Origin of the sequence: Terrimicrobium sacchariphilum (assembly GCF_001613545.1) — a bacterium.
GTDB lineage: Bacteria > Verrucomicrobiota > Verrucomicrobiia > Chthoniobacterales > Terrimicrobiaceae > Terrimicrobium > Terrimicrobium sacchariphilum.
Map to the genome: position 1 here is coordinate 483294 of NZ_BDCO01000003.1, position 23624 is coordinate 506917.

Below are 23624 nucleotides of genomic sequence, written 5' to 3' on the forward strand. Positions count from 1 at the left end.
TCAGATGATGTCGGCGAACATTCGTTCGGTTTTCCTGAAAAAGGCCACTCCGCCGACAAAGAGCCCGATGGATACAGCGAGCGAAAGCCATGTTCCGAGATGAAAGCCCACCGCATCGCCGCCCAGGATCGCCCAGCGAAAACCGTCAATGATGCCCACCAGGGGATTCAGGCAATACAAGGCGAACCATCCGGCGTGGAGTTTTTCCCGTATTACCTCGCTGCTATAAGCCACGGGGCTGACGTACATGCCGAACTGCACGACGAAGGGAACGATGAAACGAAAGTCCCGATACCGCACGGTCAACGCCGTGATAAAAAGTCCTGCTCCCGTAGCCGCGAGGATGGCCATGAGAGTGAAAAGGGGCAACGCGAGCAGCCGCCATGTCGGCAGGAAATCATACCACGCCATCAAACCGCCCAGGATGACGAGGGAAACGGCGAAATCGACCAGCGATACCAGCACCGCGCTTGTTGGGATGATGGCTCGCGGGAAGTAGACCTTGGAGATCATTCCGGCGTTGTTCACCACGCTCTGTCCGGCATTGGACACCGCATTGGAGAAGAACTGCCATGGCAGCATGGCCGCAAAGACCATGATGGCGTAGGGCGCGGTGCCCAGCGAAGGGAGGCCGGCCACTTTGCCAAAGATCACCGTCATGATGATCATGTTGATCAGGGGTTGGAGGATTGCCCAAGCGGCTCCGGCCACCGTCTGCTTGTAGCGTACTGCGACGTCCCGCCACGCCAGGATGAAGAGCAACTCCCGGTACCTCCAGAGATCGTGCCAGTACCGCTTCTCGGAGTGCCCCGCCTCGATCACAAGATCGAAATCCCCAAACGAGTCGCTGGTAGCGGGCAGGGGAGTGGCAGATGAAGTCATAACGTGCTCTACCCAAGGATGAAGCCTGACTCCGTGCGGCCTTGTCGAGGTATTTTCCGCATTCCTCGCCTGGCGGAGGAAGTGCGCTCATTGCGGGCGGTCGGAGGATCGCCCCGCCTGCAATACCTAGATGTGCCAGAGCAGGGCGAGAATGACCTCGAAGATAATGAGGATCACGATCGCAATCTCGAGCCATTCCGCCCTCTTGCCCGAGGCCTCGTCAAAGAGCGCCGTGTATGTGTCCTTGATGATCGAGAGTTTACGGTCCACGGCTGCGCTTACTGGCTTCACGCGGAAGGAGTCGACGGCCATGGTGTAGACTCGGGCGAGATACACGTCCTCGGTGACCTGGAGCGCATTATCGACGCGCTCGGTGAGTTCCGTCACCTCAGCCACGAGGGTGTAGAGCTTGCGGGCGAGTTGGGAAAATTTTCGCGCCGAAAGAATGCTTGTTGCGCGCTGGGTTTCCTCGACGAGGTCGTACATGCGGGGCAACTCGTCATCGAGTAACTCGTCGTAGTAGCGAAACTCCAGTAACTGCGCATTAGCCATCTCCAATACCTCGACCACATCGGAATCCCCTCGCGGTTCGCAGACAAACGCCCGGTCCCAGGTAAGGACCACCAGGTCGTCCTCAAAGTAAGATCCTTTGTACCTCAGCAGGTCTTTCTTTGCACCCTCCGAGAGCGGGCGGCTTTCGCCGGAGAGGAGCGGAATCAGCTCGGGACGCTCCGGAAGCGAGGACACATCGACCGGGCTATCCCACTCCTGCACGATGGCGAGCAAGTACTCCTCCTGCAAATCCGAGTCAAAGGGCCGGATGATGGTCGTCGTGAGAGGCTCCCGCACCTTGTCCAGCAGCGAACGCCAAAGCTCATGTTCCCCGCATCCCATCTCGCGATCGAGCGCATTGATCAGGGAGACGTAGCCATCCCACGGAGAGTCTGTCACCGGAACCCTCAGTGAGATCGCTATGACGCCAAAGTCGTAGAGTCTCGCGACTGCGCTGGCGCGGATTGTTTCGCTCTCGACGGGAAACTCGACGAGACCGAGGCTGAGGAGCACCGGCGGTACGTCGAAGGCGACCGCCTTGGCCGGCGTGTTGGCGAGCTTGGTCCGGCTGGCCCTTTCCCCACTACGGTCGGCCCAAAGGCCTTCCACTTTCGCGAGATCAATGGAGAAACTGACCTGGAAAAGTCGCTGGACGATGACCTCGCCGGCCTTGACCTGGACGCTCGTGGCGTGTGTTTCTGCCATCCAGGCCCGATTTCTTGAGAAAATTCCTCCCTCGGTCAACGCCTTTCGTTGCCACCGCAGGTGACAATCCGGTAACGAAGGGCAAAACGATGTCGCCCGTTTCTTCAGAATACACCACTGAACTGTCACCTGCGGACGAGGATTTGGTCGCTCAGGCACGGCAGGGCGACCTGTCTGCTCTGGACGCGCTCCTACGCCGCCATCAGGCATGGGTTTTCAACCTTGCGCTGCGAATGATCTGGCGTCGCGATCTGGCCGAGGATGCGACTCAGGAGATCCTGATCAAGGCGACCACCCATCTTGCCGCCTTCGAGGGGCGGAGCCGGTTTTCCACCTGGCTCTATCGCATCGCAGCCAATCATCTGATGAATGTCCGCCGTTCCGAGATGGAGGAACGAAAGATGACCTTTCGAGACATGAGTCAGTCGCTCGATGAGTGCCTCGACATGGAGCTTCCCGATCCGCGAAGCCTCCCGATCGAAACAGGGCTCCTCGTCGAGGAAGCGAAACTGGGCTGCATCACCGCGATGCTCATGTGTCTCGACCGCCCGCAACGGCTGGCCTTCATCCTGGGCGAGATCTTCGGAGTTTCCAGCGAACTCGGTGGCGAGGTCATGGAGATCTCGCGGGAAAATTTCCGCCAGCTCCTCTCCCGCGCCCGGCACGATCTTTATCAGTTCATGAACGAAAAGTGCGGACTTGTGAACGAAGCGAACCCCTGTCGGTGTACGAAGAAGGCGGCGGCCTTCATGAAGCAAGGCTGGCTTGACCCGGACAACCGGCAGTTCACTGACATGCGCATGGCCGCCGTCCGGGAGGTCGCTCAAGATCGGCTGGCGGAGCTTTGCGAAATCGACCGCGCCCATGCCGAGGTCTTCCGCGATGCCCCATTTTGTACACCTCGCGAGGGAGCAACCCGCCTCCGCGAGATTCTCGCCCGATCGAACTTTTCGTAAGATTTTTTCGTTCTTCTGTCACAGGCATCCGGGAAATCGGTCTGAATGCTTTGTATGAACACAGAAATCATTTCCCGTGTCTCGAAGGCCACCCTGGCTGGAGAGATCGCGTTTCCTGAACTCGTGCAACTCCTTCTCGCTGCCGGCGTGGAGTATTATCACATCGACTACGTGGGCGGTCGCAAGCGATTTTACGGCGCTGGCGACGAGGTGGTGGAAACCCCGATCACCTTTGAGAATCTGCCGCCTGTCGCTGCAGAGTTCAACCAGCCTGCCGTGAAGGCGGCGATCGTGGACAGCCAGCTCCATGGCCAGAAATATCGCCCTTTCACCGAGCGTGCAATGAGGGCCGGAGTGATAGGCTACTATGCCTTCCTGACCGGAGGCTGTGTGACGTACCTCGGTCGTCTCGGCTGCCAGCATACGGAATGGTTCCCGGGTCGCGGACCCGAGGCGGAAAAATCGGAGTAAGAGATTCCAGGTGCCTTGGGCGAGAGTCAGGCGATCTCCACCGCCCCGATGCCCAGGGCGCTTTCCTGCAAGGCCTCGATCAAAGCGCTTTCAGCGGAGACTCGCGCAAGAGTGATGCCGCAACGCCGGGCGGCATCCTGCCAAAGCGCGAAATGGTTCGCGTAAGTCGCCTGGTACCTGCGCATATCCTCCGAGGAAAACTGGAAATCCTGCCGGGCGGTCGATTCGCAATCGGCGAGCTCGGTGTTGCCAAGCCAGTCCGGATCGGATTCCGCCGAGCAGTAGGGGGCGAAGATGATGCTCCTCCCATTTCCAGCCGCCAACCCAGGGCAGATCGCATCGGGATTCGCGGCAAAGAGCAGGTCGCTGATCACAATACGTAGCGAAGCCGCACGCCAGGGAATCAGCTCAAGCCGAGGCACGCCGCCCTCCGTCTCTCCGGCAATGGCGATCTGGTGGAGCGCGAGGGAACTTTCCAGCGGGGTCGCTGCAGCTCCAGCCAGGCCGAAGACGTGGAGCGAACTTGCCGACCGCTGAACGGTCTCCAGGCAAAAGGCTGCGAGCTCCAGGCTGCGGCGGGTTTTCGCCGGGTCGAGTGCCATCGAGGGCGAGCAATCGATCACCAAATCCACAAGAGGCAGCACCTCCTCGCGATAGAGCTTCATCGTGTAGTGGCCGCTCCGCGCGTAGGCCTGCCAGTCGATATGGCGTGGATCGTCACCCGGCATGTAAGGACGGTGGTCCTGAAAATCGATCGAGCTTCCAGCCGCTGATCCAGAAACCGGCCCCGAGGTGCGGCGAAGCCCGCGAGTGATGGGAATGGTCAACCGGTCGGCTACGGCGCGGGCGGTGGCCACGGCAGCCTCTGCGTCGGGTACCAAAGAAAAAAGCGAAGCACCCGTGGATGGCACAGGTGCTTCGCTCATGAAGGGACTCAGGCGGGAGTTACAGCGTCTTGCAGAACTCCTCGATGCGGTCGAGGCCGGTCTTGATGACGTCGAGGCTCGTCGCGTAGCTCAGGCGGACCGTGCGGTCGTCGCCGAAGGCGATGCCGGGCACCACGGCCACATTGGCCTTGCTGAGCAGACGGTCGGCAAAGTTCTGCGACTTGAGGCCGAGGCCGCTGATGTTTGCGAGCACGTAGAATGCGCCGAGAGGTTTCACCGCGGTCACGCCCGGGATGGAGGACAGACGGTCAAACATGTACTGGCGGCGAATGTCGAATTCTTCGCGCATATCGGCCACGCACTGCTGGTCGCCCTTGAGCGCGGCAAGCGCGCCCTTCTGGGCAAAGGAGCAGGGGTTCGATGTGCTGTGGCTTTGCATCGAGTCGATGGCGCGGGCGATCGGCTCGGGAGCACCGAGGTAGCCAAGGCGCCATCCGGTCATCGCATAGGCCTTGCTGAAGCCGTTCACCGTGATGGTGAGGTCGTAAGCTTCCGGCGTGAGCGAAGCAATGCTGACGTGCTCGGCCCCGTCATAGGTGAGCTTCTCGTAAATTTCGTCGGAGAGGATGTAGATGTCTTCCTCGGCGGCTACCTCGGAGATGGCACGAAGTTCCTCGCGGCTGTAGATCGAACCCGTGGGATTGCCCGGCGAGTTGATGATGATCATTTTGGTGCGAGGGGTCATGGCCTCTTCAAACTGCTCGGCCGTGATCTTCCACGCGTTTTCCTCGGTCGTCTGTACAATGACCGGCTCAGCGCCTGCGAGGCGAACCATCTCGGGATAGCTCAGCCAGAAGGGCGCCGGAATGATGACCTCGTCGCCCGGATTGCAAACCGCCGCGATCGCGTTGAAGCAGGACTGTTTCGCCCCGTTGCTGACGATGATCTGGCTGGGCTTATACTCCAGGCCGTTGTCGGCGAGGAACTTCTCGGAGATCGCCTGGCGGAGTTCCGGTGTGCCGGAGCTCGGGGTGTATTTCGTGAAACCGCTCTGGATCGCCTCGATACAGGCCGCCTTGATGTGCTCGGGCGTGTCCATGTCGGGCTCGCCGGCGCCGAAGCCGCAGACGTCAACGCCTTCCGCTTTCAAGGCCTTGGCTTTGCTGTCGATCGCGAGGGTGAGAGATGGGGTGAGTTCTTTGACGCGGGTTGCGAGTTCCATGGTTTTTGAGAGGTAGTCTAGGAGAGGTACGTATCGATCAGAGGTTTCAGAGTATTCTCGTTTATCTGGATGATGTCCATTTCGCGACGCGCATTTTCGGCGGAATCCGATGCATGCGCCGCATTGATCATCACAGTTTGGCCAAATTCCCGGCGAATTGTGCCCGAAGGGGCCTTCGACGGGTCGGTCGGTCCGAGGACTTCGCGAATCTTCCGCACAGCGTCGACCCCCTGGTAGATCAGGGCCACGCACTTTTCGCTGCCCGGCTGGTTGCGCTTCTCCTCCGTACAATTTGACGGGCGGGAGCCTGCCATGAACTGGACGATGGATTCCCAGTGGGAGCGCCCTGCGATGGGGCCAATGAGTTCGCCGAGCTCGGTCTCGGTCTTGGCGTCGATCGGAATGCCAAACTCCTCCTCGATGGCGAGGCGTGCGCGCTTCGCGCTGGGCTCGCGGAATTTATCCTGTAGCACGTCGAGCACGGGGCCGTAGAATTTTTCGGCTTGGGCTACGCTCATGTAATGAACCTTGAAGCCCACGATGTAGAGGCCGGTGCGGGAGAAAAGATCGATCACGCCACCGGGACGGGCGTTGGGGAAGCGGAAATTGTCCGGTTTGATCAGGACGAGTGTTGTTTCGACATTCTCGCCGGCCGGAAAGGGCACGGAATCCACCAGGATGCCGCCATCCGTGTCGGAGTATTTCGCAAAAATCTCAAGGTGCCTGCGGGCGGAGGTTGCGTCGGGTGCGGCCAGCACGCCCGGCTCGAAATAAACAACCTTGCCGTCCTCGACCAGGCAGTCGCCATAGGTATCGCGAATGGTTTCGCCACTGGTGCGCTCCTGCATGATGTGACCCACGACCGAGCGGGTCTTGATCACGGCATCCTCTCCGCGCAGGACGAGGAGGAGAGCGCGCTGGCGTACGCCATGCTGGTCGGCGGCGAGATTTTTCAGGATGTAGTCGCGGATCAGCTCCTGCGTCTGGCGGTGACGGGCATTGTCCGTTTCGGAGACGCTGGCCTCGGCGAAGTCCTGAATAAACTCCTCGCTCGGAGCAAAAAGGCGACCGGAAACGAGCTCGAGGCCCGACCGCGAAAGCAGTCGGCCCACAATGCCGCCCGTCCGGGATTTCCGGAGCGAGTAGGGCGTGATCAGTACATAGGAAAGCTCGTCGGCCATGGAAAAGGTATGCCGCCCAGACGAGCGGGGCCGGTCTTAAGCGGGTCGGGAAGGTTATCGGCGGCAGCCGGAGGGGTCAACTGGCTTTTCGTGAAAACGACCCGGAAAAATGCCTGTTTACGACGCTTGCGGGTGCGGCGGGACCGGGATAGAGGGTAGGGAGTGATCCGGAGAGCCTACGACTGGATGGTTACCCAGTGGCATTGGCCTTACGCTACGGCGTTTGCCAGCATCATTTTGCTCCTCTTCATTCCTTTGCTGTTTTCCATCGATCCTGCGGAGGCGATCATCGTCAGCATCATTTTTGCCCAGTTGCCCATCTATATGATTCACCAGTGGGAGGAGCATCGCGGTGACCGGTTCCGACTCTGGGTGAATGCCCACGTCGGCAGGGGCCGCGAGGTGCTCTCTCGACCTGCAACGTTCATTATCAACTCGGCGGGCGTATGGGGGGGCGACTTTCTAGCCTTCTACCTGGCCGTTTACGTCGACGCGGGCTGGGGCCTCATCGCTCTTTACCTGCCTGCGGTGAATGCCGTGGGGCATATCATTCCTGCCGTGGCCACCCGCCGGTATAACCCCGGTCTCTGGTCGTCCGTCTTCGGGTTCGTACCGTTGAGTTGGGGTGGTATCGTCTATCTGTCGCGAGCGCTGGAACCCACGTTTTTCATGCAAGCGGTGAGCCTGGGGGTGGCGATAGCAGTTCACGTCGCGATTCTCGGTTACGTTCAGTCGCGCCTCCACGCGGAGACGGCGACCTCCTGAATCAGGAGCGCAGCGCCTCGAGGATTTCCACCGTGCGCCGGGTGGCCCCGCGATGCTGGGCGAGGCATTCCGCACCGCGCTGAGCCATGGTGGAGGCTTTTTCCGGCTCCTTCAGACAGTCCTTGATGGCCTCTTCCAACTCGCTCTCATCCGCCACGCGGATGGCAGCACGGAAGCGCACAAGCTGGTCGCAGAGAGTGGCAAAGTTCTGCATGTTCTTACCAAAGATCACAGGCTTTCCGGCTGCGAGGGCTTCCGCGGGATTCTGTCCCCCTTTGGCGGTGAGGCTTTTGCCGATGAAAACCACGGAGGCTACCGGGTAGACGTCGCGGAGTTCTCCTGTGGTGTTGATTATGAGGGCTTCCGGACGGGACGGGGCATGAGTCTCGCCGGAGCGCAGAGTCACACGCAGGCCGATTTTCTCCAATTCCTCCTTCACCTGCCGGCCTCTCTCGGCATGGCGCGGTACGCATACGTAGAAAAGTGAGGCAAACTCCGTGCGGAGGCGGAGGTAAATCTCGCCCAGTATCGCTTCCTCCCCGGCATGAGTGCTGGCGGCGAGAAGGATCGGTGCCCCGGCAGGTACGCCGAGTTCGCTGAGGATGGCTGAAAAGTCGCGCCCCGGGGTACGGGATTGCGCGGCATCGTCGAATTTCACGCTACCCGTGAGACGGATGCGGTTTTCTGTTACCCCGAGGGATTTCCATCGCTCGGCATCAGCCTCTTCCTGGACGCAGAGTACATCGAGCTGGTTGAAAAGCGGAGCGGTGAGAAACTTGACCTTCCGGTATCGAGACTCCGACCTCGGGGAGAGACGTGCGTTTACGAGTGCAAGCTTGGCCCCCTGGGCTTTGGCTTCGGCGGTGAGATTTGGCCAGACCTCGGCCTCCACCAGGATCATCATCTTCGGGCGCACGATGCGCATGGCACGCTTGGCGACCAGGATGAAATCGATGGGGTTGTAAATCGGCTCCAGCCATTCCGTACGGCGTCGGCTGGCCAGGCGAAACCCTGTGGACGTGGTGGTGGAGAGCACGACGCGCAGGGACGGGTCGCTCCTCTTCATCTCGCCGATGAGTTTCAGTGCGATCAGCACCTCACCCACGCTTACCGCATGCACCCAGATGTTGTTGTCGCGCTTGAGCTTGTTCAGGACACGGGGTGAATAGATGGCAAAGCGCTGCCCAAATTTGTGGCGGTATTTGCCCCGCCTGATCATGCGCAGGAGGAAGCTGGGCAGCAGCACCAGCAGGACAAAGGGGAACGCCAGATTGTAAAGGAGCCGGACCTTCTTCATTCCGCGTGGGCGTAGTAGGCCACCTCGCTCTCTCCGTATTGACGAACTCGGAGAAGGACGAGACCGACGGTTTCCGGCTCCGGGCGACCGATTACTCGCTCCACAATGGCGGTGCCGCCAGGGCGGAGCGCCCTGGCCAGCGCCGGGAGCTTGATGAGCTCGGTGGCAAAGTCGCGATCTGTTGGCTGCTTGGCATACGGCGGATCGGCAAAGATGAGATCAAATGACCCGTCGCCGTACAGTTCGAGAAACTTGAAGGCATCCATCTGCTGTACGCTACCGGTCAGCTTGGATTTGCGCAGGTTGTCGCGCACGCAGTTCACACTCCGGGGGTTTACGTCAACAAAGACTGCTGATTCCGCTCCCCGGCTCAGGGCTTCGATGCCCATCGCGCCGGACCCGGCGAATATATCCAGCACGCGTGCGCCCGGCACAGCATCGCCGAGGCTGGAAAAGATTGCTCCCTTCACTCGATCCATCGTGGGACGAACGCCCTCCGGGGGCTGGATGAGAGGCAGTCCCCGGGCCGAACCGGCAATCACTCGCATCGCCTACTTGTCTCCCTTGTCTTTCTTCTGGGGCTGGCCGCGGAAGAGACTCTTGAGCATTCCTCCGATGTCCTGGCCGATGTTGATGCCGATCAGTTTATCGAGCAGGTCGGTCTTCGGGCTGTCGATGTGTCCGGTGACGTTAAAGTCGAGGCGCTGGTACTCGGGATCGTCCGTCTTGACGAAGTTCTTCCCGAGCACGCCGCGGAGTTGCTGCTGCAGCTTGCGGTTTACGAGCAGGCTGGCGTCGAGGTCCATCTTTCCATTGAAGCGCACCGGGCCGGTGGCTTTCAATATCAGGTTCTCAGACTGCATCGAGAGGTCATCGATCCAGATTTTTTCCTCACGGACAGTGATATCCATCTTGGCGTCCTTGAGTTGAAGGAGCTGGAGCTCCTCGATCTGGAGCAGTTCCCCGAGTTTAATCAGGAAGTCGACCGGCTTGAGCTTGGCCGAAACGAGCTCAAAGTGGCCGGTTCCTGTCGTCAGAGCACTGTTGCGCGGATCACCGGTAAGGTGGAGTTGGCCGATGAGATTGCCATCGGTTTTTCCAGGCTCGGCATGGGCTTCGGCGAAGAGCTTCTTCAGACGGGCATCCTTGACCGACACATTGAGGTCAAATCTCGGGTCGCCCAGGGCCACGAGGTGGTAGCTGCCGGCGATTTCTCCTCCGGCCAGTGTTCCCTGGATCTGAGGCAGGTCGAGCACTTCTCCGTCCCAGGTGAATGGCCCTCCGACCTTGCGGGGATGCAGGTACCCCGAGATGTCGGTGGTGCCGACGTCAAACGTACCGGCCGCAGCGATGTTGTCGCTGACATTGGCATCGATGTCGACGCTCTCGAGCATGAGCACCGTGCGGTTCTTGGCATCCAGGAAAGCCACCGTGCCGCCGACGAGGCGGAGGCGCTGCACTTCGGCTTTGAAGGCTGCACCGACCACGCGTGGAGCTTCCGGCTTGCCGGGTGTCGGCTCCGCAGGCGGGACCGTCTTGACCTTGCCAGGCAGAGGAGCCATCCAGTCGCCGCTCGCGAGTTGGCGTACGATGAGCATCGGCTCGTAAAGCGAGCAGTCGTAGATGACGAAGCGTTTATTGAGGAGCGGAAGGAAGGAGAAGCGAATCCGCAGGGCCTTGGCCTCGAGGATGTTCATCTTCGGGGCGGTGGGATCGGGTACTTCGATGCCACGGAGGACCAGCCCGCTCCACGGCGTATAGCTGGTGGTCCGGATCTTGACATCCGTGCCGATCTGACGCGTAACGCTCTCGCGGATTCTCTGCTGTACGGTGCTCGATTGCAGGTAAATATTCGTACAAAGAAGCGCGAGACCCGCCAGCGCCACCAATACCGCAGGCGCTATCAAAAATCTCTTGGCAAATTTTGACACGCGGGGAAGCTACGAAACTCAGCCAGAATGTGAAGCGTGAACAAGAGCTCCAAGATTCTCGTCATCCTTAACCCGGCCGCTCGCAGCGAAAAAGCGAGCGCCATGCGGGAGCGGATTCTCGCCTTGTCACCCCGTGTCACAGTGTGGATGACCGAGTCCCCCGGTGATGCGCGAATGCTTGCGCAACGTGCTGTTCAGCAAGGCTTTGAATCCGTTATTGCTGCGGGTGGAGATGGCACGGTGAATGAGGTCGTAAACGGTCTCGCCGGCGCCGACGTAGCCTTCGGCATCCTGCCGGTCGGCACGATGAATGTCTTCGCAACGGAACTCGGAATTTCTCAAAATCTTTCCAAGGCCTGGGAGGTAATCGAAGCCGGAAATTGCCGCCTGATCGATCTGGCCAAGGCCAACGAGGAATATTTCGTGCAACTTGGAGGGGTTGGTCTCGATGCCGCTGTCGTGCAATCGACCACCCCGGATTCCAAAAAAGCGCTTGGTCCGTTGAGCTACCTCATCACGCTGGCGCAGGTTGTCGCTCGCAAGCCACCCGAGCTTCTTATCGAGCCGGTCGATGGTCCGGCCCGCAAGGGGAGTTTTGTCCTCGTCGGCAATGGTCGCCTCTACGGCGGACCGTTCGTCCTTTTCAAGGATGCCCGTATCGATGATGGGCTGCTCGACGTTCTGGTTTTTGAAAATCAGAGTCATTGGGATATAATGCGCTACGTGCAAGCGATCGCTTTCGGCAACCACTCGGAGCTTCCCGACGTGCAGTATTTCCAGACCCGCGGATTACGGCTCTCCTGCGAGGAGTATGTCCCTGTCGAGCTGGACGGAGAGCTTTGCGGGCATCTGCCGTACGAATTTGGATTTTCCAACCGCAAATTGAGTGTTCTCGCCCCCGAACCTCCGGAGGTCGCGAGTTCTTGAATCGAAGATTTGTCGGACCGCGCTTTTGGATGATCCCGCTGCTGGTGGGAGTCAACACAGCCGTATTTCTCTTTCAGTCGCTGCTCTCAGAGCGCGGGCTGCTCGTATTTCAGCACGTGTTTGGCCTGAGCCGCGCTGGGGTGGAGGCTGGTTTTTGGTGGGAGTACATCACCTACGCCTTTCTCCACGCCAACTGGTTTCACCTCGGGGTGAACATGCTCCTTCTCTGGGCGCCCGGAAGGATTATTGAACGATTCATTGGTCCATGGCGCACCCTGCTGCTTTACATTTTTGGCGCGGTGGGTGGAGGCCTTCTCCAAATGCTCATGGGACCGCAGCTCCTGCTGGGTGCTTCCGGTGCGGTATGCGCGGTCGTCGTGGCGTTTTCCACCTTCTTCCCGAGCCTCAACGTTCTTCTCCTGCTTTTCTTTGTCCTGCCGCTGGAACTCCGGGCAAAGTACCTGGGTTGGGGGCTGGTCGTTTCCAGTCTCCTCCTGCTGATCTTCGATCGGTATACGCCGATCGGGCATGCAGCTCACCTGGGCGGTGCGCTGGCGGGCTTTCTTTTTGCGAGGGTTAGCGGATTTTCCCGGCTCAGCGCGGTGGAGAACTGGATTTTTCGCCAGCGGGCAGGATAGCTTCTCGCATAGCGTGTTTAGCGCAGTTCCTGCGAGGGAAACGGCGCGCGAGATGACAGGCGCTCGATACGGCGGATCTTTCGCTGCACGGTGGCGTCGGGCATGACCGGTGACCACTTGCGGGGATTGGGCAGGATCGCCGCGAGAGCGATCATCTGCGACCGGGTGAGAGCCTGCACCGGACGATGAAAGTGCTCCTGTGCCGCGGCACCGATCCCGTAGATTCCCGGGCCGAGCTCGATATGGTTCAGGTACAGCTCGAGGATGCGCCGCTTGTTAAGGAACAGCTCCATCCAGAAGGTGTAGTAAAACTCCAGCGCCTTGCGTACATACGAGCGGCCCTGCCAGAGGAAGACGGAGCGGGCGCACTGCATGGTGATGGTGGAGGCTCCCCGTACGCTCTTGCCTTTTTCCTCCGCTGCCTCGATGGCCTTGCGCAGTTCGGCAAAGTCAAAGCCCCCATGTTTGAAAAACGCCTGATCCTCGGATGACCAGATGAAATGGATCAACTGTACAGGCGTATCCTTCAGCGGTACCCAGATGATCGGGTGCTGGACCTCGGGCTTTGCGGAAAACCAGCTCTCGACGCGTCGCTGGAACTGCATTGGACTCGTCGGTGGATTGAGGAATCTGGCGAGTGCGACCTGAAAGGGCGGGATCGCCGCTGCAACCAGGATGATGATCGCGAGGATCTTGATCCATGGGCGGCGTTTAGGTTGCTTGGAGGCCACGGCGGGAGTTTGACTGGGTTCGATCTATTGAGAAGTCCGGATTTTTGCTACCTTCATCCTATGAGAAATATCGTTGTAACCGGTTGTTCGCGTGGGTTGGGCGAGGCACTGGTTCGCTTTTTCGGAGCAAACGGCGAGAGGGTCATCGGGTGCAGCCGGTCGATTGATCGGATGGAAACGCTCGGTGCGGAACTGGGCGGCGACCACGATTTCTCATCCGTGGATGTTTCCGATGATGAAGAGGTGAGACCGTGGGTGGCTCGCATCGTGAACCGATACGGCCCGCCGGACCTGTTGATCAATAATGCTGCCGTGATCGCTCCCAACGCTCCGCTCTGGGAGGTCAGCCGTGCCGACTTTGACCAGGTAATCGATGTGAATATCAAGGGCGTCGCCAATGTGCTGCGGTATTTCCTGCCCTCGATGATCGAACGCAGGAAAGGTGTTGTGGTCAACTTCAGCTCCGGTTGGGGGCGCTCCACCTCGCCGGAAGTGGCCGCCTACTGCGCCAGCAAATGGGCCATTGAGGGCCTTACGCAATCCCTGGCCCAGGAGTTGCCTGAGGGCATGGCAGCCATCGCGGTGAACCCGGGCATCATTGATACCGAAATGCTGCAAAGCTGCTTCGGAGCGGGCGCTTCCCATTATCCCGGTGCCTCGGAGTGGATTCGCTCTGCCGGACCATTTTTCGCCGGGCTGTCGGCTGCGCAGAACGGATGCTCGCTTACGGTCCCGGGGGCAATGGAGGAGTAGCCTCCGGCTTCGGGGGCAGGTAATAAAACTTGATCGCGGGCTGGAGGTATTGCTGCGGTCCGGAGGGACACTGCCAGAGCAGAGTCCCCTCTGCGAAGAGCTGCTGGTAAAAAGCCTTTCTCCGCTCGTACTCGGTACGATCCTCCGCCTTCGGCTTGTGCGTTTTGAGGAAGAAGCGGTTATAGTCGTCGTTGGCGACGGCGATATAACGAATGTCTTGGGCGCGGAGTTCGTCGATTGTCCCGACGTCTGCGGCGAAGAGCTTGCCGAGGATTTTCTGGTCGACGAAGTACGGGCTGTCTGCGTGGCGCTTCTCGTCGCGGCTGGGCAGGTTGACTCGCTTGTCCTGCACGATGATCGCGTCGGGCGGGACGTTCTTTTTCACGAACTCGATCAAGGCCTGGCGAGAGTCATTCTGAAAAGCGGCATCCACCCTCGCCAGCATCGTGCCGGACCAGATAATCGCGCATCCCAGCAGGACATGCCGGGCGACGAGGGAAACGCGGGAAAACCTGTCTCTCGCCGGGTGAAATGCTGCGAGTGCTGCAATCGTGCAGAAGAGCAGCGTGTCCGGCAGGAAATAACGGTGATGTGTCTTGGGCGAAAACGAAAGGATCAGCATGTATGCCACCGGGAAAAGCGCGAGAGCCCACTCGCTGGCGTGCAGATTCCGCCATCGATACCCGACACCGAACATTCCGGCGTAGTAAATGATCAGCAACGCCCAGATGAATGGATTCGTCGCATCGGCAAAGACGCGGGTGTACACCCCGTGAGGCACGGACCGGGTCAGGCCTTTGTGACCGTGGGCGGCATAGTCCATCTCCCTTTCGACATTGCTGGTAAACTTCACGAACTCGCTGATCATCGGGTAGTTGATCGCGAGCAGGACCAGTGCGAGGCCTGTCAGCATGCAGCACAGCCAGCTGATCCAGCGGGAACGGTGAAGGAATATGGGGATCAGCGCGACCGGCAGCACCAGGGCCCCGATATATTTGCCCGAGATGGCCAAGGCCGCTGCTCCGCCGAGCAGGAGGAAGCGCGCGGGCGAGGGTGCGATCCAGCAACGCACAAGCGCCAGAAAAAACGCCGCGATGCCAAAGACCAGCGCGGGGTCTTCCTTCATGTAATGGGAAAGCTCGTAGAGCTGCGAATTTGTCACCACCAACAGCCCGGCCGCAGCAGCGGTCCACGCTCCGCGTAGGTGAGCTGCAGTGAGTACGAGGCATGCGATGGCTGCCGCGGAAAAGAGGGCCGAACTAAATCGTCCGGCTTCCGTCACCGCCTGTTGCGAGTCGCCTGCTTGCGTGAAGTACGCCACAAGCCTGGCCGTCTGCAAGAGCAGCAGCGGATGGTTGAAGTTGAACTCCCCCTGGATCAATTGGCGCGCCTTGCTGGGCTCGTCGGGGTGATAGAAGGAGGGGAAATGGTCGTGTCGGGTGAAAATCCCCAACGCGAGCGCAAAAAAGGCCACAGCGATGGCCCAATGCCGCCAGGATAGGCTCGCCCGCGGCGAAGGCTGGTCAATGGTGAAAAAGGACGTTATCACTGGCTCGGATTCCCGGGTAGAATCGACCTTGAAGAGGCTGACGAGCCAGCCTGTGCTGACTGGGAATCCCTCACGCGCCTTTCAGGCCGCCCAGGAGCAGTTCGGCGTTGAACCGGGTGTGCTTCAGGTTGGCTGCCAGGACCTCCATGGCTTCCGCCGCCGGTAGCTCGGAAAGCTGACGGCGTAGCACGACCACCTTCTCGTATTCATCGGGATGGTAGAGGAGTTCCTCACGGCGGGTGCCGGACTTGATGATATGGATCGCAGGGAAGATTCTCTGCTCCGCGATGGATCGATCGAGATGCACCTCCATGTTGCCCGTCCCCTTGAATTCTTCAAAAATCAGATCATCCATGCGGCTCTTGGTTTCCACCAGCGCTGTGGCCAGGATGGTCAGGCTGCCGCCTTCCTCGGTATTACGAGCGGAACCGAAGAATTTCCGGGGCTTCGTCAGGGCCTTGGTGTCCACGCCGCCACTCATGGTACGCCCCTTGTTGGGCTGAAGATTGTTGTATCCCCGGGCCATGCGGGTGAGGGAATCCACCAGGACGATCACATCTTTGCGAAGCTCCACCATGCGCTTGGCGCGTTCCGACACCGCCTCGCATACCTGCACGTGGCGCGTGACGGGTTCATCAAAGGTCGAGCTGTAGATCTCGCAATCGAGGGAGCGTCGCAGGTCGGTGACTTCCTCCGGACGTTCGTCGACGAGGAGCAGGATCAGGACGGCCTTGGGATGGTTGTCGCGGATGGCTCGAGCGATGTCTTTCAGCATCATCGTCTTGCCAGCACGGGGCGGCGCCACGATGAGGCCGCGCTGGCCCATTCCTAGCGGGGCTACGATGTCGACCGCCCTTGCGCTGATCGAGGGGTGGGCATTGCTCTCGAGAAAGACGCGGCGATTGGGGAAGAGCGGGGTGAGCTTGTCGAAAGGCGTTGGCGGCTGCCACTCGGCCAGCGGAATATCTTCGATGAAGAGCAGAGTGTCGACGACCAGCCCTCGCTCGCGTTCTTTTGGCAGGCGAAGGGTGCAGCGCAGCATCAGGCCCGCTTCCAGCTTGAACTGGCGGAGCATCTGCTGCGGCACAAATACGTCATCGGGTCCTGGCCGGAGTCCAAAGGCGGGCCAGCGAAGCACGCCATGGTCACCATTGATCTCGAGGAGGCCGATGGCCTCGACCGCCGTACCCTGCGTGATGTGGTGCTTGGCGTGGTCGAGGACCAGATGGCGTTTGGTGGACTCGGGGCGGAGCTTCAGCCCGAGAGCGACTGCCTGGTCGAGCAGATGTGTGTGCGACAGCGCCTGCAGGTCGTTGAGCTTGATAACGGCTTGCGCGGCGGGAGGCGTGGATTCTTCAACCGTGGCGGGCATGCAAATAGCGGGAAAAAAGGTCGGCTTGAGTGATGAGCGCCTCGAGGGCGCCGTCGTTCCAGATGACGTGATGAGACTTCTCTATCTTGAGGCTGAGGGGCATCTGGGAGGCAATGATTTTTTCGGAAATCTGCCGGTCGAGTCCGCGGCGAGTCGCAAGGCGCTCGAGTTGGGTTTCCTTCGCACAGGCGACCGTGACGATGATGTCGAACAGCTTTTCCGCATTGGTCTCGAAGAGCAGCGGAATGTCGACGACAAAGAAGCGGTTGCCATACGCAGGCTCCTGAGCCTGGGCCGACCAGCGATCCCGGATGACCGGGTGGAGAATGGCTTCCAGCGTCGCTTTGCGGACGGCGTCTTGATAGATCAGCTGACGGAGGAGAGGGCGGTTGGGCGCTCCCTCCTCATCATAGGCTTGCGGATGGACCCGGGCCAGGACCTCCTGGCGTACGGTCGGATCCTTGTCAAGAAGCTCGCGAGCGCACGCATCGGCATCGAAGTAATCAGCATCAATGCGCTCCAGAAGGAGGCGGCGAAACTCTGATTTGCCTGAGGCTATACCGCCGGTGATTCCGAGAATGGGCATTGGTGCGTTGTCTTCCGAAGCCCGGCGGGAAAGTTGACGCCACGCAGAGGTGGCGTCGTTCCTTATTTGCCGAAGCTCTTGCCGAACTCGATGTTCGGAGCGGGAAGGTCTTCAGGAAGGCCGAGAGGCTCGACGACTTCATCTTCCTCAAAGTCCTGACGGAGAGGCTTGCCTTCCGCGTCGAGGAGACGCGCCGTGACGAAGATGATCAGGTTGCGCTTGATCTTCTGGTCGACATTGCTGCGGAAGAGGCGTCCCACGATCGGCACATCACCGACGATCGGCACCTTGTCCTGCACCTTCTGGACATCCTCGCGGATGAGTCCACCGAGCGAAACTGTCTGTCCGTCCCAGATGCTCACGCTGGTCGTGACCTTGCGTGTCGAGAAGATGGGCTGGTTGATGACGTTCGGGGTGACCTCAAAGGTGCTGAAGGTTGCCGTGAGGCTGTTGTAGGTCGGGCCGGTGATCGGACTGCCGTAGTTGATGAAGCCATCGAACTCGACGACTTCAGGAGACAGATCCAGGTCGATCGTATAGCCGTCTGGACCGATCTGAGGCAGGACTTCCAGAGTGACACCGAGATCGCGCTTTTCGAAGGCCGTCGGGGTGGTCGGAGTGACCACGCCGGAGGTAGCGATGATGCCGGTCGAGCTGGTCAGCGAGGTGCTGCTGCTGCTGTTCTGCGTCTGCGGGATTTCCGGCGGATTGAACTCGGTCGGATATGGGAACTCACGGGCGACGCGCACGACAGCCTTGCGCCCGCTCTTGGCGACAACCTTCGGAGCGGACATCAGGTCGATGCCTTTCTTTTGGTTGAGCGCCCGGATCACCATCTGGAATTGCGGGTTGGAAAAGATCCCCGCGAGACCGAAGATACCCGGCGACATCACGTTCGTGCCCTGCGGCACGCCGGCAATGAGGGCGTCGATGCTATTGGCCGTGACGGCGGAGTTTACGCTTGTTCCCACGCCGCTCCGGTTTCCACTGGTGATCGGATTGACGCCGGTGGAGCCGAACGGGAAGTTGGAGTAATAGGAATCGGTGAGCGTGCCGCTACCACCACGGGTGCCGCCAGCGCCGTAGACTCCGCTGCTGCCGATGGCAAAGGGACCGAGGAGCCAGTCAAAGCCAAGCTCGCTCAGGTTATTCTGAGAAATCTCGAGGAATTTGGACTCGATTTCGACCTGAGTGGGCTGGACGCCGACTGCCGCATCCACCAGAGAATCGATGAAGTCGATGGCATCCGGTGTGTTGCGAACGATCAGGCGGCTGCCTGCTGGTGTGTACTGTGCAAACGCTCCAGGCGGGAACTGAACACCTTCCTTCTGAAGGTAGTCCATCGCATTTTGACGACCGGGAAGCTTGGAGTCATTGACATTGGCTGCGATCCGGCCTGCGCTCGGAGTGCTGTCACTGGAGCCAGCGGAAGCGGGGATGAACCCGGCCGGGACTCGGTATTCCTTGGTGACCAGATCGTCGATGTTCTCGGAAAGAGGCACGATCGAGACCGCGTACTGCTCGATCTTGAACTTCAAGCCGGCCAGCTCCGTGAGGTAGCGCAGGGCTTCGATGAGCGGGACGTTGGACAGCGAGAGCGTGATTTTGGAATCAGCCGTCACCGGGGCAGGCGTGGGAGCGGCACCTTCTGCCGGAGCAGCGGTGGCATCCGCGGCCGGAGCCGGAGAGGAAGGATTCAACTTGAGGACGATATTGACGCCGCGCTTGGCCTTCGGATCATCCGTCGAGGTATCTTGCTGACGGCTCAGCTGTTTCAGGCGTTCGACTGCGTCCTGCACCGTCTCATCCTGAAGATCGAGGCGGGGAATGATGATGCGATTGAGCTTGGCCGTGATTTGAGCCGTGTCACGTACGTCGCCGCGGGTCCGGGCGACATTGTCCGTGGTGCGATCCTTGACGCCGTGAACCGGACGCTCCCAGGAACGCTCGACCAACCAGAGGAGGCGGCTACGGGTTTCATCGTAAGCAGCCGTCTGGTACTTGGTGCGCTGGAGATTAACTTCCTCCATGCCCTTGCGAGCGGCGATGTTGTATCGGTCGATCAGGAGAACCTGCTCGTAGCGACGAATAGCCAGATCGTAACGTCCGGACTGGTAGTATCCGTCGGCTTCGTTGAGCAATCGGGTGACCTTCTGGACGTCCTCCGCAGATTGGGGAGTGATCGTCTTGTTATAGTAGTCGGGCTGCTCGAGATTGGCGAGGAACTGTGCTGCCGGCTTGTAGGTCGGATTGTACTCCGGAAGGAGGACTGTCTTGGCGACCTTTTCGGCATCGGAGTAGCGGCCTTGTGTCACCAGCCACTGGGCGTAGCTGATCGCGGCGCTGGAGAATTTGGCCAGGATCTTCGCGTGGTCACTTTCGGTGGCGCCTCCCGGAGGGACGAGCGCCAGAGCATCCATGTAGCTCAGGTAGGCCGTTTCAAAATCCTTGCTGGCTACCGCGGCGTCACCCTTGGCGATCAGCTTGTCCGCAACAACCAAACCCTCCTGGCGGCGAACGATTTCCCGATCCGCAGTGGCCGCCACCGCCCCTTGTTGAGCCCGGCTAAGTACCGGAAAGAAGGCCGAGGTGAAGACGACCCACAGGGCTAGTGAACTGCGAGCGATTCTTGTCGAATGTTGGAAAATCATTGGGGTTCCGGACTACTCTGGGGTTGGAATGGTGGTGGGATCGCCAGACACTGCCTCGGAGCTCATGGCCTGAGCGCTGGGCTGGGCGGTAATCTCGTCTTCCTCGTCGACCTTGATCAAAGGCTGACCGGCGGGATCGAGAAGATTGGCTGTGACGAACATGATCAGGTTGCGCTTGATGTGCTGATCTGCGGTCGTACGGAAGAGGCGGCCTGCGAGCGGGATGTCTCCGAGGATCGGAGTTTTGTCCTCGACCTTCTGGACGTCCTCGCGGATGAGACCGCCAAGCACCACCGTCTGGCCGTCATAGACCGTCACGTCAGTCGTCACCTCACGAGTGGAGAAGACCGGCTGGTTGATGATGTTCTCCGTGGCGACGAAGGTGTAGGTCGGTGAGAGGAAGGAGACGATCGGCGTGGTAGTCGTTGTCAGCACCGCTGCAACAGAAGCGCTGATCGGGCTGCCGTAGTTGATGAAGCCATCGAACTCCACGACTCGCGGCGAAAGTGTAAGATCGATCGTGAATCCGTCGGGTCCAACCGTGGGTTCGACTTCCAGCGTGATACCGACGGGCTTGGTGTCAAACGCCGTGGGTGTCGTCGGGATGACGGGCTGGAAAGTGCTTCCCGTGGAAGCGGATACCTGCGGCAGATCGTACTCGGTTGGGTAGCGGAACTCGCGAACGATCTGGATCGTGGCGCGCTGGCCGCTCTTGGTCGTCACCTTGGGAGAGCTGACGAGATCCACGCCCTTGGACTGGCTGAGGGCGCGGATGACCACCTGAAACTGAGGATTCGTAAAGACACCTGCGAGGGTGAATGCTCCAGCCGCTGGCCCGAGCGGGCTGCCGAAGAGCAGGGCATCCACCGCGTTCACGCTGATTGCAGAACTGCCAGTGCGGTTTCCCGATGTGATCGGGCCGGAGGTCGCGTTGCTCGCGCCGACCGGTGTCGTCGTTCCCTGGTTGATGAACGGATAGCGGGAGCTGTTGATGGACTGGCCGAAGCCTTGCGTGCCGCCGCCACCATAGACACCCGTGCCAAACGGGAGCTTGAACTGTCCGAGGAGCCAGTCAAAGCCAAGCTCGTTGAGGTTGTTTTGAGTGACCTCGAGGAATTTCGACTCGATCTCGACCTGGCTCGGCGGGGTCTGGAGTTGGACCTCCACGAGGGAATCGATGATATCGAGATTTGCCTGCGTGTTCTTGACGATCAGCTTGCTCGAGGCTGTGAGGAAGTTGGCGCTTGCCCCGGTCGGGAAAGTGACGCCATTGGCCTCGAGAAATTGGCGAGCCGTCGAACGAGCGGCGACCGAAGACATGGAACCCGGAGCCACTTGAATGCCACCGCCGCCAGCAGAGGCTGAGGAGTCGGAGCTGGCTGGGAGAGCCGTGATGAAACTCGGAGGGACCTTGTATTCCTTGGTGATCAGGATATCGGTCGGCTCCGACTGGGGAACAACCACGACCGCGTAAGGCTCGATCTTGAGCTTCAGGTTTGCCGCCTTGGCGACATAGTCGATGGCCGTGCGGAGCGGGACGTCATTCAGAGAAAGGGAAATGCGCTGCTGGGCCTCCGGTGCATCGGGGCTGAGCTTGAGCACGATATTCACGCCGCGGCGGGAGGGATCCTGTTCGCTGGTGTCGAGAGCGACCGCGCGCTGCTTGAGGAAGTCGAGAGCCTCGCGGATCGTTGCGTCGTTGAAGTCAACGCGGGGAATGATGATATCGTCGAGCTTGCGATTGATGGCCGAGGTGCCGCGGGTATCGAGCTGCGGCTGGTCGATGATGTTGGACCCCTTGACGTCAAATTTGCGAACAGGCAGCTCCCAGCCCTTGACGACCTCACGCAGCATGTCGCCGCGGGCTTCGTCGTAAGCGGTATTGGAGTATTTGGTACGGGCATTATTGACCAGTTCCATTCCTCGGCGGGCCGCGATGTTGTAGCGATCAATATTGAGCACCTGCTCGTAGCGCTTCTGGGCCAGATCGAAACGTCCGGAATCGTAGAATCCTTGCGCCTCCGAGAGGAGTTGCTTCACTTCCTCGATGTTCGCGATGAAGTTGGGCGTGAGTGTTTTGTTAAAGGTGTTCGGGTCCTTCAGCTTGGCCTGCAGAGCGAGGGCCGGGGCGTAGGTCGGGTTGTATCGATCCTCGAGCACTACAGCCACTGTGCTGCTGGCATCCTGGAAGCGACCTTCAGAAACGCGCTGTTCGGCGAGTTTCACGGCAGCCTGACTGAAACCGGTGAGTGCCGTGGTGCGGAGGGTGCTGGAGGCATCTCCGCCGGAGGGGAGGACATCGACTGCACTCTTGTAAAAGGCGAACGCCGTCTCGTAGTCCTGATTTTTCATCGCCTGCTGTCCTTTGGCGATGGCGTCTTCGGCGTAGTTCTTGAGCTGTTCCTGTCGCCGGATTTCGCGCTCCGCAAGTCCCTGAACGCCAGTTTGAGCAAGCGAGGTGGCGGTACTGAGAGCAAGCGAAGCGGCTGCGACGGCGGTTAGGATTTGCAACTTCATCGGGAAACTGTTCTTGGGGATGTCTTTTGAATAACCATATGCCCGAGGCACAAGGTCTCGGTGCGCTGCGGTGATATTCCGAAGGCGCGCATGGTTAGGCTAGGGCAGGCGGCACTTATTGGGCTGGGAGGATTTTGTGTTCCTCACCAGATTGGAGGTCTTTTATTAGGGCTTCTGATTGGGAAATGTCAATGAGTTTATACTTCCGGTCGCTCTGCGGAGCGAGGGTGAACTCGTCATCCTTTTTCACCGTAAAGTGCGAATTATCATAGAGGTATGAGAATTCGCCGAATGACGTCGGGTCGTTCGCTTCCTTGCGGAACACGAGGACGAGTTTCTGACCGGTTTCGGTATTTTCGATGGTGAGCTCAGAGACATCGACCTCCATTTCGTCCTTGGTCATCTTGCTGGGCTTGTACGAGAGCAGCTTGTACGGGGTTCCCTCGACCATTTGTCCGAGCTGGAGGAACTGGGTGCGGCTCTTTCCGTCGATGGCGTTGATCGTGAAGGTCTGCCCTTCATCAGGCGTGCCGGTGAATTTCAGGCGGAACGGCTTGGAGATGAACTTTGCGAGGCGGAGCTTCGTCCAGTACGGCGGGACGGATTTTGCGTCGAGAGGATCAGTGTTGTTGAGAAACTCCTCGAGATTGGAGAAGCGATCGCCATCCGGATCCTGGTCCTTGATGTCGCCTTCCCAATAGGGGAGATCATATTTGATCAGCCAGGCATTGGTAATCGGAGCGTGGAGGTCTTTCCCAGCAGCGAGAGGGTCGATCAGCTCGTTGTCCAACAACACGTAGGGACGTGAGATGAAGAGTGAGCCATCGTGAGAGGTCCACGTCTTTGGCTTATCCACTGTCTGGCTCGCGGTTTGCAGGGCTTCGATCGGGAGAGGCTTGATCGTATTGTCCGGGCGCTTCGAAGAGTTTCGACTTGAGAAGGTGCCCGGGAAATCCTGCGAACCCAGAACGATAAATACGCTGGAGCCGATCAGGGCGAGGATGGCGACGGCCAGGATGGCGCGCTCGTAGTTCTTTTTCAACCAGTCCAT

General features: G+C 59.7%; 21 protein-coding genes. 6 read left to right on the plus strand and 15 right to left on the minus strand.

The annotated features are described in order from the left end of the window. Together TSACC_RS19830 and TSACC_RS19835 are read right to left on the minus strand one after the other, a co-directional pair. Entirely contained in the window at nucleotides 1-882 is an 882-nt protein-coding gene (locus TSACC_RS19830; RefSeq protein ID WP_075081189.1) for an ABC transporter permease, read from the minus strand. Between the two features lie 126 nt (nucleotides 883-1008). Next, nucleotides 1009-2139 carry an RMD1 family protein gene (locus tag TSACC_RS19835; RefSeq protein ID WP_075081190.1) on the minus strand — a complete coding sequence of 377 codons (1131 nt, stop codon included), beginning with the start codon at nucleotides 2137-2139 and terminating at the stop codon, nucleotides 1009-1011. Between the two features lie 89 nt (nucleotides 2140-2228). Between TSACC_RS19835 and TSACC_RS19840 the strand changes: the two genes are divergently transcribed. After that, a complete protein-coding gene (locus TSACC_RS19840; protein WP_075081191.1) occupies nucleotides 2229-3095 on the plus strand; it encodes an RNA polymerase sigma factor in 867 nt (288 codons plus the stop codon). A 54-nt stretch (nucleotides 3096-3149) separates the two neighbouring features. Next, the gene (locus tag TSACC_RS19845) at nucleotides 3150-3566 is read left to right on the plus strand and encodes a DUF1398 family protein (protein WP_075081192.1); all 417 of its coding nucleotides are present in this window, start codon (nucleotides 3150-3152) and stop codon (nucleotides 3564-3566) included. Nucleotides 3567-3592: 26 nt separating this feature from the next. Here TSACC_RS19845 and TSACC_RS19850 read toward each other — a convergent pair whose 3' ends face one another. The 3 genes from TSACC_RS19850 to TSACC_RS19860 are packed head-to-tail and all read right to left on the minus strand — an operon-like array spanning nucleotide 3593 to nucleotide 6856. Continuing rightward, nucleotides 3593-4492: a DUF58 domain-containing protein gene (locus TSACC_RS19850; RefSeq protein WP_075081193.1), complete on the minus strand. Its 900-nt coding sequence runs from the start codon at nucleotides 4490-4492 to the stop codon at nucleotides 3593-3595. Nucleotides 4493-4511: 19 nt separating this feature from the next. Beyond that, nucleotides 4512-5675, minus strand: coding sequence for a pyridoxal phosphate-dependent aminotransferase (locus TSACC_RS19855; protein WP_075081194.1), 1164 nt, complete (start codon nucleotides 5673-5675; stop codon nucleotides 4512-4514). A 17-nt stretch (nucleotides 5676-5692) separates the two neighbouring features. Next, nucleotides 5693-6856: a nucleoside-diphosphate kinase gene (locus tag TSACC_RS19860; RefSeq protein WP_075081195.1), complete on the minus strand. Its 1164-nt coding sequence runs from the start codon at nucleotides 6854-6856 to the stop codon at nucleotides 5693-5695. 162 nt (nucleotides 6857-7018) lie between these two features. On the opposite strand from TSACC_RS19860, the gene TSACC_RS19865 reads away from it, so the two are divergent. Then, nucleotides 7019-7621 (plus strand): HXXEE domain-containing protein, encoded by a 603-nt coding sequence (locus tag TSACC_RS19865; RefSeq protein WP_153811547.1) that lies wholly within the window; start codon nucleotides 7019-7021, stop codon nucleotides 7619-7621. 1 nt (nucleotide 7622) lies between these two features. Here the strand turns inward: TSACC_RS19865 and TSACC_RS19870 are convergent, their stop codons facing one another. Genes TSACC_RS19870 through TSACC_RS19880 form a run of 3 tightly spaced genes read right to left on the minus strand, consistent with a single transcriptional unit; the run spans nucleotide 7623 to nucleotide 10849 of the window. After that, the gene (locus tag TSACC_RS19870) at nucleotides 7623-8918 is read right to left on the minus strand and encodes a 3-deoxy-D-manno-octulosonic acid transferase (protein WP_075081197.1); all 1296 of its coding nucleotides are present in this window, start codon (nucleotides 8916-8918) and stop codon (nucleotides 7623-7625) included. Then, a complete protein-coding gene (gene rsmD, locus TSACC_RS19875) occupies nucleotides 8915-9466 on the minus strand; it encodes a 16S rRNA (guanine(966)-N(2))-methyltransferase RsmD (protein WP_075081198.1) in 552 nt (183 codons plus the stop codon). The genes TSACC_RS19870 and rsmD overlap by 4 nt, the downstream gene beginning before the upstream one ends. 3 nt (nucleotides 9467-9469) lie before the next feature. Then, a complete protein-coding gene (locus TSACC_RS19880; RefSeq protein WP_153811548.1) occupies nucleotides 9470-10849 on the minus strand; it encodes an AsmA family protein in 1380 nt (459 codons plus the stop codon). Between the two features lie 36 nt (nucleotides 10850-10885). On the opposite strand from TSACC_RS19880, the gene TSACC_RS19885 reads away from it, so the two are divergent. Together TSACC_RS19885 and TSACC_RS19890 are read left to right on the plus strand one after the other, a co-directional pair. Beyond that, the gene (locus tag TSACC_RS19885; protein WP_075081200.1) at nucleotides 10886-11776 is read left to right on the plus strand and encodes a diacylglycerol/lipid kinase family protein; all 891 of its coding nucleotides are present in this window, start codon (nucleotides 10886-10888) and stop codon (nucleotides 11774-11776) included. Between the two features lie 29 nt (nucleotides 11777-11805). Beyond that, complete coding sequence (locus TSACC_RS19890) at nucleotides 11806-12414, plus strand: rhomboid family intramembrane serine protease (protein WP_075081201.1); 609 nt, start codon at nucleotides 11806-11808, stop codon at nucleotides 12412-12414. A 17-nt stretch (nucleotides 12415-12431) separates the two neighbouring features. On the opposite strand, the gene mtgA is transcribed toward TSACC_RS19890, so the two are convergent. After that, the gene (gene mtgA / locus TSACC_RS19895; protein ID WP_169809721.1) at nucleotides 12432-13145 is read right to left on the minus strand and encodes a monofunctional biosynthetic peptidoglycan transglycosylase; all 714 of its coding nucleotides are present in this window, start codon (nucleotides 13143-13145) and stop codon (nucleotides 12432-12434) included. A gap of 60 nt (nucleotides 13146-13205) precedes the next feature. Between mtgA and TSACC_RS19900 the strand changes: the two genes are divergently transcribed. Next, complete coding sequence (locus TSACC_RS19900; RefSeq protein ID WP_075081202.1) at nucleotides 13206-13898, plus strand: SDR family oxidoreductase; 693 nt, start codon at nucleotides 13206-13208, stop codon at nucleotides 13896-13898. Here TSACC_RS19900 and TSACC_RS19905 read toward each other — a convergent pair. From TSACC_RS19905 to TSACC_RS19930, 6 genes are all read right to left on the minus strand, one after another. Continuing rightward, a complete protein-coding gene (locus tag TSACC_RS19905) occupies nucleotides 13870-15447 on the minus strand; it encodes an ArnT family glycosyltransferase (protein WP_075081203.1) in 1578 nt (525 codons plus the stop codon). The two genes, TSACC_RS19900 and TSACC_RS19905, sit on opposite strands and share 29 nt — an antisense overlap. Nucleotides 15448-15517: 70 nt before the next feature. Next, a complete protein-coding gene (gene rho / locus TSACC_RS19910; protein ID WP_075081204.1) occupies nucleotides 15518-16819 on the minus strand; it encodes a transcription termination factor Rho in 1302 nt (433 codons plus the stop codon). Continuing rightward, complete coding sequence (gene coaE, locus TSACC_RS19915) at nucleotides 16803-17405, minus strand: dephospho-CoA kinase (protein ID WP_075081205.1); 603 nt, start codon at nucleotides 17403-17405, stop codon at nucleotides 16803-16805. The genes rho and coaE overlap by 17 nt, the downstream gene beginning before the upstream one ends. Before the next feature lie 62 nt (nucleotides 17406-17467). Continuing rightward, nucleotides 17468-20056, minus strand: coding sequence for an Amuc_1098 family type IV pilus outer membrane protein (locus TSACC_RS19920; protein WP_075081206.1), 2589 nt, complete (start codon nucleotides 20054-20056; stop codon nucleotides 17468-17470). A 12-nt stretch (nucleotides 20057-20068) separates the two neighbouring features. Further along, a complete protein-coding gene (locus tag TSACC_RS19925) occupies nucleotides 20069-22573 on the minus strand; it encodes an Amuc_1098 family type IV pilus outer membrane protein (protein ID WP_084400701.1) in 2505 nt (834 codons plus the stop codon). A 115-nt stretch (nucleotides 22574-22688) separates the two neighbouring features. Next, complete coding sequence (locus TSACC_RS19930; protein ID WP_075081207.1) at nucleotides 22689-23624, minus strand: Amuc_1099 family pilus-like system protein; 936 nt, start codon at nucleotides 23622-23624, stop codon at nucleotides 22689-22691.

Excerpts from the sequence above, each read along its gene's own strand:
- TSACC_RS19830 (WP_075081189.1), bottom strand. The coding sequence starts at position 882 with ATGACTTCATCTGCCACTCCCCTGCCCGCTACCAGCGACTCGTTTGGG.
- TSACC_RS19835 (WP_075081190.1), bottom strand. The coding sequence starts at position 2,139 with ATGGCAGAAACACACGCCACGAGCGTCCAGGTCAAGGCCGGCGAGGTC.
- TSACC_RS19840 (WP_075081191.1), top strand. The coding sequence starts at position 2,229 with ATGTCGCCCGTTTCTTCAGAATACACCACTGAACTGTCACCTGCGGAC.
- TSACC_RS19845 (WP_075081192.1), top strand. The coding sequence starts at position 3,150 with ATGAACACAGAAATCATTTCCCGTGTCTCGAAGGCCACCCTGGCTGGA.
- TSACC_RS19850 (WP_075081193.1), bottom strand. The coding sequence starts at position 4,492 with ATGAGCGAAGCACCTGTGCCATCCACGGGTGCTTCGCTTTTTTCTTTG.
- TSACC_RS19855 (WP_075081194.1), bottom strand. The coding sequence starts at position 5,675 with ATGGAACTCGCAACCCGCGTCAAAGAACTCACCCCATCTCTCACCCTC.
- TSACC_RS19860 (WP_075081195.1), bottom strand. The coding sequence starts at position 6,856 with ATGGCCGACGAGCTTTCCTATGTACTGATCACGCCCTACTCGCTCCGG.
- TSACC_RS19870 (WP_075081197.1), bottom strand. The coding sequence starts at position 8,918 with ATGAAGAAGGTCCGGCTCCTTTACAATCTGGCGTTCCCCTTTGTCCTG.
- rsmD (WP_075081198.1), bottom strand. The coding sequence starts at position 9,466 with ATGCGAGTGATTGCCGGTTCGGCCCGGGGACTGCCTCTCATCCAGCCC.
- TSACC_RS19890 (WP_075081201.1), top strand. The coding sequence starts at position 11,806 with ATGATCCCGCTGCTGGTGGGAGTCAACACAGCCGTATTTCTCTTTCAG.
- TSACC_RS19900 (WP_075081202.1), top strand. The coding sequence starts at position 13,206 with ATGAGAAATATCGTTGTAACCGGTTGTTCGCGTGGGTTGGGCGAGGCA.
- rho (WP_075081204.1), bottom strand. The coding sequence starts at position 16,819 with ATGCCCGCCACGGTTGAAGAATCCACGCCTCCCGCCGCGCAAGCCGTT.
- coaE (WP_075081205.1), bottom strand. The coding sequence starts at position 17,405 with ATGCCCATTCTCGGAATCACCGGCGGTATAGCCTCAGGCAAATCAGAG.
- TSACC_RS19920 (WP_075081206.1), bottom strand. The coding sequence starts at position 20,056 with ATGATTTTCCAACATTCGACAAGAATCGCTCGCAGTTCACTAGCCCTG.
- TSACC_RS19925 (WP_084400701.1), bottom strand. The coding sequence starts at position 22,573 with ATGAAGTTGCAAATCCTAACCGCCGTCGCAGCCGCTTCGCTTGCTCTC.
- TSACC_RS19930 (WP_075081207.1), bottom strand. The coding sequence starts at position 23,624 with ATGGACTGGTTGAAAAAGAACTACGAGCGCGCCATCCTGGCCGTCGCC.